This is a genomic window from Synechococcus sp. H55.2, from assembly GCF_047462495.1.
GTDB lineage: Bacteria > Cyanobacteriota > Cyanobacteriia > Thermostichales > Thermostichaceae > Thermostichus.
On sequence record NZ_JANSJH010000091.1, the window covers coordinates 4,458 to 10,890 of the forward strand.

Here is a 6,433-nt window from a genome sequence, read left to right on the forward strand (position 1 = left end):
AGCCCAAGCCAAGCAAAAAGGGCAAAAAAGGCAAGTAAGCGAACAACCAGGTCTGCGCTGGGGGGAGTATTCCGCTCAAAAGAAGGGGGACGAGGCAGCCACATCTAGTGTTCTAAGATGCAAAAAATAGATATCTGACACCGCGGACAGTGGCAGAGGGAAGCGTTTGGGGTTTATCCTATTCGCAGCATCTGCAAGAGGCCAGGCCGCCATGAAGGGAGTTGCGCGTGCAATTGGAGCGGGGGGAATGGTCGTGGCACTTGCTGGGATCCTTCCCATCAGGGTGATGGGTCAGGCAGGCTTGCCGCCGGTGCCGGTCATCCCGTCTGTTGAGGGGCCGATGGTTGAGCCGGCTCCTTCCCCTCCTGAGAGCTCGCCTTCTCTCCCTTCTCCGCCAGTAGGCCAGGATCTGCGCTACTTAGTGGGACTGTTCATCAACGAGTCTTTGGGGGCGGGCAGCCAAGCGGCTGCAGTCAGTTACCACGACCTCTACACCCGCCTCTTGGCCCGCACCTACGGGGATCCCCGTCCCCCCATCGAGGTGGAGCAGGAGTTGATCCAAGAAATCTTGCGGGAGTATGGGGATCCTGCCGATCGGTTTTGGAATGCGCAAGCTTTTAAGGACTTGCTCAACCGCCCTCGCCCGCCCGTCCAGGCGCGTGGGATCGGCCCGCGCCGGGTTTATTTGGCGGTGCCGGAGCTCACCCCTGCCACCGCTCAGCAGATCCGCCAAACCCTCTACACCCAAGACTACAGCCAGGGCATAGTTCTCGATCTGCGCGGATCCGTGGGCTATGACCCGCAAGTGGTGGCAGATGTGGCCCGCCTGTTTTTGCCCCGCTCCATTCAACCGCTGCTGATTACCGAAGACCGCTTTGGGCAGCCCACCCTCTGGAACAGCGAAAATTTGCCCATTGCCGCCGGGATCCCGCTGGCGGTTCTGGTAGATGGCAACACGCGCCAGGGGGCCACCCTCTTGGCTGCCCAGTTGGGCTCCAGCGGTAGCACCCTTATTTTGGGGCAGCCCACCCAAGGCAGCGAGCGACAAACCCGCTTCTTTGCCCTTCCCTCCGGCGCGGCGGTGGAACTGGCCGTAGCCACCTGGAAAACGGGAGATGGTCGTTCCCTAGCGCAGGGTTTGGTGCCCTTGCAAAGGGTAGAGGGAGATGAGAACGCCTGGCTGAGTGCCGCCCTGGAAGCGCTGGCCCTGCCCCCTCGCCGCCCCAGCCCCCCACCCCGCCCCACCGTACTGGTTCAAGAGGGCCGTGTCGGCCGTTTTGTCCTAGGCATGGATACCCGCAACGTCGATACCCACCTCCTGGGCAATGTGGATCAGATCCCAGCGGCCTCTGGGGCCAACGTCTTTCAGCCCAACAGCGACCTGAAGATCTTTTACCTGCAAGATTACATCCTCTTTACCTACCGCCATCCGGGCATTGTGGATAGCTTTTTTGCCAACCGCATCTACACCACCCACCCAGAAGCTATGACCGGCGAAGGGATCCGCATGGGCTCCACCTACTCCGAAGTGATCGCCGTTTATGGTGGGCCCGGCGAGAACGGCTACAACGAGGTGGTGCCCTATCCCAAGGGAAGCCGAGAATATCTGCGCGACGATCGCTACTACGTCAACTACGATGCCTTGGGCCTGGCTTTTACCTTTGCGGCGGGATCCAACCAGGTCACTGCCATTGGCCTGTTCAAACCAGGGAGCTGAAAGGGGAAGGAAAAAGTTAATCGATTGTTAACGTTTTTGTCCCAAGACCTCAACATTGCCCCGAGCAATGCGGTAAATTAGTGCAGCAGCCCCCGCAAAGGGGATTTTTTGTGCCATCCACGGACTGTAGGAGAAGCTCTTGGCAAACGTTGTGGTTGTCGGTGCCCAGTGGGGCGACGAAGGAAAAGGCAAGATCACCGACCTCCTCAGTGAAAAGGCGCATGTGGTCGTCCGCTATCAAGGTGGGGTGAATGCAGGACATACCCTGGTGGTGGGGGGCCAAACCTTCAAGTTGCACCTGATCCCCTCCGGCATCCTCTACCCCGACAAACGCTGCATCATCGCCAGCGGCACGGTGATCGATCCTGAGGTGTTGCTGGCGGAGATCGACCAACTGCACCAACTGGGGATCTCCACCCACAACCTGTACATCGCCGAAACCGCCCACGTGACCCTGCCCTACCATCGTGTCATCGACGTGGCCGAGGAAGAGCGGCGCGGCATCTATAAGCTGGGCACCACCGGACGAGGCATTGGCCCCACCTATGCCGACAAGGCCGAGCGCATGGGCATCCGCGTCGTGGACTTGATGTACCCCGATCAACTGCGGGAACGCCTCAGTTGGGCCATTCCCTACAAGAACGTTTTGCTGGAAAAAATCTACAACCTGCCCCCGCTGGATCCCGAGCCGATCATCCAGCAATACCTGGCCTACGCCGAGCGGCTGCGTCCCTACGTTACCGACGCCGCCCTGCTGCTCACCCAAGCCATCGAAGATCGGGAGAACATCTTGTTTGAAGGGGCTCAAGGCACCCTGCTGGATCTCGACTACGGCACCTACCCCTACGTCACCTCCTCCCATCCCATTGCCGGTGGCGCTTGTATTGGCGCCGGGATCGGCCCCACCAGCATTGACCGGGTGATCGGGGTGGCCAAAGCCTATACCACCCGCGTTGGGGAAGGCCCTTTTCCCACCGAGCTCAAAGATGAGATCGGGGCGTACCTGGGGGCAACCGGCGCCGAATTTGGCACCACCACCGGACGACAACGGCGCTGCGGCTGGTTCGATGGCGTGATCGGGCGCTATGCGGTGCGGATCAATGGCTTGGATTGCCTGGCCATCACCAAGCTGGATGTGCTGGACGGCTTGGATGAGATCAAGGTGTGCGTGGCCTATGAGTACCAGGGGCGGGAGATCCGTCACTTCCCCAGCGATGCCCGTGTCTTTGCCCAGTGCAAGCCCATCTACGAAACCCTGCCCGGCTGGAAGTGCTCCACCAAAGACTGCCGCTCCATCCAAGACCTGCCCCCCGAAGCCCATGATTACCTGAAGTTTTTGGCGCAGTTGATGCAGGTGCCGATTGCCATTGTTTCGCTGGGGGCCAGCCGCGAGCAGACGATTATTGTCGAAGATCCCATCCACGGCCCCAAACGTGCTCTTCTCTATCCCAACGGTGGCAAGCGCATCCACGCCCTCATGCCCGATTGAGGGAACTTGATATAACTACAAATCAAAAGTTGTTTCCTCTGGATTTTGAACTTTGTCTTGAGCTAGGTTTGCTTCTCGCTGCTGCAGTTGGCGGATTTGGGAGCGCACGTGGAGGGCAACTTGCAAAGCGGCGTCCAAAAGCCGCCCCTGCTCACCGGCCTGCTCCCTCACCTGCAGGGCGGTCAAAGCCGCCAGATTATCTCCGAAAAGCTCACTCTGCTGCTCGATCAGATCCTCGTTTTGCCGCAAAATCCGCTCCGTTTTCAAAGCGCGGATCAGATCTGTCCGCGTCAGCTTCAAAGCCTCGATTACTTCAGCCCGCTGGGCCAGCTTGACCTCGGGGTTGCCGGCTTCCACCAATTGGTCGTTGAGGTGGATGGCTTGGATGATCCGGTTGTAGCGATCTACTTCCTCCAGCAAGTTCAACAGCAGCGGCAGGCGGCGGCTGCGGAAAATCCAATAGGCTTGGCCCAAAGCGGCAATGGCTGCCAGGATCCCCCATTCCACCAGCCAAGTGCGCCAACTGCTGTACAGGCCGGGGATCCAGATCCGCCCCAGCAAGGTCAGCAGGGATCCCCCTGTCCAAAAGGTCAAGAAACGGCAGCAGAGATCCAGCACCAACAACAGGCGCAGCAGATCCCAGAAGGCGGAGAACTGGCGCAGCCAGTCTTTCCAGCGGCGGACGGGCCGAGGTCGGTACAGCCAAGCTACGGGCACCCCAGAAAGACTTTGCACTTGAAAAGGAGAAATGACCAGCTCCTGTAAATCCCGCCGCATCGCCATTGCCGAGTGTTACAAATTTCTCCCATTTTACTGAGACTGTTCTCCGGAAGGAGACTACCGGCAAATCTGGGTAAGATTAAGATCTGCTCTGCTATTTGGGTCTTCACGACCTTGTGCCGGCAGCAGGTGGGGATCGGCTTGCGGAGCAACAACGGGTACAGCTTTGGGAAAGAGGAGACAAACAGGGTGAGCAGTCAACTGCGCCAACTGAAGGCCCATCTCGCTGAACCGGAAAACTTTGCCCTCTACGGGCAGGTGATCTATCCTACTCCTGACGACAAACCCTTCGACGGCCAAGATGCCCAGTTGGTTTTGAATCAGGGGCAACCCCGCTTCTACCTCATGCGCTTGCCCCGCCGTGGCCTTCGGTTCACCCAAATAACTCACCACACCCGTTGCACCCAGTGTCTGGGATCCCTGCACAGCAAGGAGTGGTTTATCGCCGTCGCGCCGCCTGCCGACGAGCTGCAAGTGGATGAGATTCAAGCTTTTCGGGTGCCCGGCGACCGCTTTATCAAACTGGAAATGGGCACCTGGCATGCCGGCCCCTACTTCGACCACGAGGAGTTTATCGATTTCTACAACCTGGAGCTGGCCGACACCAACCTCACCGACCACGAGACAATCAACCTGCTCCAGACTTACAATCTGGAGTTTCAGATCATCCCTTGAGAAAGGGATCCCTTCAGGCAGATGATGGGCAAATCATGTCAACGTGAGCAGTCCGATTCAGCGGCAAAAAGCAGATTCATCCACGCAATCTTTACGCTTGGGCGCAGAAAAAGGTACGCGGATCCGTCGCAGCACTAATGGTGGCGATGGAGAATGAACTTAGGCTCTATCTCTAGTGGGTGGGGCCTAGTTGGGTCGGCATTCCTTGCCCTGTTCTCAGGTTCTGCTCTTGTCGGCACAAGCCCTGGCACGGCGACCGGTTTGGCCAGGTGATAAAACAGGGTCAAGCTCGGTACTGTTTTGGAGATCTGCTGCGATGGCTACACTCCAACCCACCCAATTGACCCGCCAGCTCTCGGGGGCCCTGGCCCTGTTCCTGTGCCTGGGGCTGCTGTCTGCCTGCGACGAGGGTAGCAGCAGCACCGTCAGTCCCCCCAGCCTCACGCCCACTCCCACCCCCGCCAGTCGGTAAGCCTACAGGATCTTGCATGCCTTGGCAGCGGCTGCCCAGTTTGCAGCAAGTCTGGGCAGGGGTGGTTTTGAGTCTGCTCTGCCTTGTTCTGTTGGCCGCCTGCGGCGGCAGGGGGGAGGGATCCCTTACTGCGGTGGGGCCCCCGCCGGCGGGGGAGCTGCCCATCGCCAGCTTCATGTGCCAGTTGGATCGCCAGACCCGCACCTTTGCCGGCCCCATCTATGCCGAGCAGCCGCAAGTTGCCACTTGTGATCCCGGTCGCCTCACCCCGGCAGCAGCCCAGAAGATGATGGATCGGCTGAACTTTCTGCGGCTGTTGCACGAGTTGCCGCCGGTGGAGCTCAATCCCGAGTTCTTGGAGGCCGCTCAGCAAGCGGCGCTGCTGCAGGTGGCCAATGGCGCCCTCAGCCACGAGCCACCCCCCTCTTGGCGTTGCTTCACTCCTGCCGGGGCGGCGGGATCCCGCTTTGGTAACTTAGCGATCGGCCCGATTCTGGAGCTGAACGGCCCCGACCCAGGGCGGGTGCTGGCGCGCCAGGTGGACATCTACTTTGCCGAGCCGGGCCGGGAAAACTTCGTGGACGTGGGGCATCGCCGCTGGAACCTCTATCCCCAATATGCCCAAGGCGCCTACGGCATCGTCTTTGACCCGCGGGCCGGACGGGTGACCCAGGCCAATGCCAATTGGATCTTCGGTTTTGACGAGTCGGTGCCGGATCCAGAGTTTATTGCCTTCCCGGAGAGGGACGGCTATCTCTACCGTCTGGAGGGATTTTCCGGCCAGCCCTTATCTGCCTACCGCTGGTCTTTCTCGCTGCCCAGCCGCGGCGGCCTGTCTGACCTCAGCCAAGCCCAAATCCGCATCACCGATGCCCTCACCGGCGAACTGGTGCCTGTTGGAGATATCCGGGTTGGGGATCCCGCCTTTGGCCTGGAAACCCTCACCTACTCGGTGGGATCCGTTCAGCCCAATCGCCCCTATCTCTTTGAGATCAGCGGCATCCGCCTCAAGGGTGGGCCGCCGCGCACCTATCGCTACACCACCACCCTCTACGACTGCGACCCTCAGGCTCCGCCAAGGCCCGCACCCCTGACCGAAGGGCTGGGGATCCCACCCCGTCTGCTCTGGCAGATGGAGCCTTTCAACTCTGCCAACCCTCTCAACAACTACAGTCATTTCAAATAGTCGTGAAACAGTTCGTCGCGCCGTTATTGCTACGCAATGCTGTCGCAGGTCGCCGCTCTAACTCCCCTCTCCCTTTGGGAGAGGGGCCGGGGGTGAGGGTGGGAGAGGGGCCGG

Annotated in this window: 6 protein-coding genes; 5 read left to right on the forward strand and 1 reads right to left on the reverse strand. The window is 59.9% G+C overall.

Annotated elements, in window-relative coordinates; genetic code table 11:
* Positions 1–247 precede the first annotated feature (247 nt).
* Both NW844_RS10445 and NW844_RS10450 read left to right on the forward strand, forming a co-directional pair.
* Entirely contained in the window at positions 248–1,717 is a 1,470-nt protein-coding gene (locus tag NW844_RS10445; protein WP_414335445.1) for a S41 family peptidase, read from the forward strand.
* Positions 1,718–1,856: 139 nt separating this feature from the next.
* The gene (locus tag NW844_RS10450) at positions 1,857–3,206 is read left to right on the forward strand and encodes an adenylosuccinate synthase (RefSeq protein WP_414335446.1); all 1,350 of its coding nucleotides are present in this window, start codon (positions 1,857–1,859) and stop codon (positions 3,204–3,206) included.
* 15 nt (positions 3,207–3,221) lie between these two features.
* On the opposite strand, the gene NW844_RS10455 is transcribed toward NW844_RS10450, so the two are convergent.
* Positions 3,222–3,983: a hypothetical protein gene (locus NW844_RS10455; protein ID WP_414335448.1), complete on the reverse strand. Its 762-nt coding sequence runs from the start codon at positions 3,981–3,983 to the stop codon at positions 3,222–3,224.
* Between the two features lie 192 nt (positions 3,984–4,175).
* On the opposite strand from NW844_RS10455, the gene NW844_RS10460 reads away from it, so the two are divergent.
* From NW844_RS10460 to NW844_RS10470, 3 genes are all read left to right on the forward strand, one after another.
* Complete coding sequence (locus NW844_RS10460; protein WP_414335449.1) at positions 4,176–4,661, forward strand: ureidoglycolate lyase; 486 nt, start codon at positions 4,176–4,178, stop codon at positions 4,659–4,661.
* Positions 4,662–4,977: 316 nt separating this feature from the next.
* On the forward strand, positions 4,978–5,133 hold the full coding sequence (locus tag NW844_RS10465) for a hypothetical protein (RefSeq protein ID WP_414335450.1): 156 nt from the start codon (positions 4,978–4,980) through the stop codon (positions 5,131–5,133).
* A 16-nt stretch (positions 5,134–5,149) separates the two neighbouring features.
* Positions 5,150–6,319, forward strand: coding sequence for a CAP domain-containing protein (locus tag NW844_RS10470; RefSeq protein WP_414335452.1), 1,170 nt, complete (start codon positions 5,150–5,152; stop codon positions 6,317–6,319).
* The last annotated feature ends 114 nt before the right edge of the window (positions 6,320–6,433 follow it).